The sequence below is a fragment of the Promicromonospora kroppenstedtii DSM 19349 genome (genome assembly GCF_000515355.1).
GTDB classification, from domain to species: Bacteria; Actinomycetota; Actinomycetes; order Actinomycetales; family Cellulomonadaceae; genus Promicromonospora; species Promicromonospora kroppenstedtii.
In genome coordinates this window covers 1,005-2,416 of sequence record NZ_KI911603.1, presented here as the reverse complement: position 1 = coordinate 2,416, position 1,412 = coordinate 1,005, and the positions used below count along the sequence as shown (strand labels likewise).

Genomic DNA, 1,412 nt, shown 5'->3' with positions numbered 1-1,412 from the left:
CCACGAGCGCCGCGGGCAGCAGCCGCGCGAGGGTCCGGGCGTAGTGCGCCGCGAGCCGGAGCGTGCCGCCCTCGGCCCGGCGCACCAGCGGCCCGGTCGCGAAGTACCCGGACAGCACCAGGAACACGTCCACGCCGCCCGAGACCCGGCCCTGGCCGAACAGGTGGAACGCGACCACGAGGAGCAGGGCGAGTCCGCGGAGGCCGTCGACCGCGCCGACCCGGACGGTCGGGGTGGCGGCACCGGGGGCTGGGGGGTGAGACACGTCGGTACCGTAGGGACCCCGCCTTACGGTCGGGTTGACCGGAGGTCACGGCCGGGTCTCGACCCATCCCTGGCAGCTCGTCAGCAGGCAGCCGGCCGCCATAACCATGTCGTTGACTGTCGACGGTCGCCTGCTGAACCCCGGTCAGCCCACGGCGGGCGACCCGCGGTCCGTCTGGACTCCGATGGTGGTTCGATGACCCTGTGATCCACACGAGCGACTACGAGATCCAGGACGAGGCCCGCGTGCGCGACCTGGTCCGCACCCACGGCTGGGCCACCCTCGTCTCGGTGGCCGACGACGGCGCCCCGGTCGCCTCCCACCTGCCGGTCCTGCTGGAGGACACGCCGCCGGGGGAGCCGATGAGCCTGCTCACCCACGTCGGCCGGCCCGACGAGGTGCTGCACTCGCTGGACAGCGGGCGGGAGTCGCTGCTGATCGTGCAGGGCCCGCACGGCTACGTCTCGCCCGGCTGGTACGAGATGACGCCGGCCGTGCCCACCTGGGACTACCTCGCCGTGCACCTGTGGTGCACCGTCGAGCTGCTCGGGCCGGAGGAGTCGTACGGCGTCCTGTCCGACACCGTGGACCGGTACGAGTCGGTCATGCCCCGGCCCGTGCGGCTGCCGAGCGTCGAGGAGTACGCGCACCGCATCGCCAAGGGCGCCGCCGGGTTCCGCCTGCGCGTCGTCCGCTGGCAGGGCAAGGCCAAGCTGAGCCAGGACAAGCCGCGCGAGGTGGTGGAACGCGTGGTCACGGCACTGGAGTCGGACCCGCACTACGCCCAGCCGGCACTCGCGGCCGAGGTCCGCACCGAGCTCGCCCGCCGCCCGGCGGACGCCCCGTGACCGCCGCCCTGCTCCTTGCGAACGCCCGCCTGGTGGGCGGGGCGTCGAGCGTAGGGTCCGTCGGCGCATCGGGGGGTGTTGCGGCGCCGAAGCCTACGTTCGACGGGCTCGTCGACGTGCTGGTGCGGGACGGGTCGGTTGTCGCGATGGATGCGGCCGGGAGGGTCGGCGCGGACGGCGCCGAGCGGGTCGACCTGGGCGGGCGCACCCTCATGCCCGGGCTCTGGGACGCGCACGTGCACCTCACGCAGTGGGCGCTGGTGCGGCGCCGGCTCGACCTGTCGGGCGCGCGCTCGGCC

The 1,412-nt window shown here is 74.4% G+C and carries 1 protein-coding gene and 2 pseudogenes; 2 read left to right on the top strand and 1 reads right to left on the bottom strand.

Going from position 1 to position 1,412, the window contains the following annotated elements; translation table 11 throughout:
• A pseudogene (locus PROKR_RS33685) lies at window positions 1-265 on the bottom strand (acyltransferase); the annotation flags it as partial.
• Window positions 266-468: 203 nt separating this feature from the next.
• Between PROKR_RS33685 and PROKR_RS03345 the strand changes: the two are divergent.
• Together PROKR_RS03345 and PROKR_RS33680 are read left to right on the top strand one after the other, a co-directional pair.
• Window positions 469-1,113 carry an FMN-binding negative transcriptional regulator gene (locus tag PROKR_RS03345; protein ID WP_051432629.1) on the top strand — a complete coding sequence of 215 codons (645 nt, stop codon included), beginning with the start codon at window positions 469-471 and terminating at the stop codon, window positions 1,111-1,113.
• Window positions 1,110-1,412: pseudogene (locus PROKR_RS33680) on the top strand (amidohydrolase); the annotation flags it as partial. The gene PROKR_RS03345 and the pseudogene PROKR_RS33680, both read left to right, overlap by 4 nt.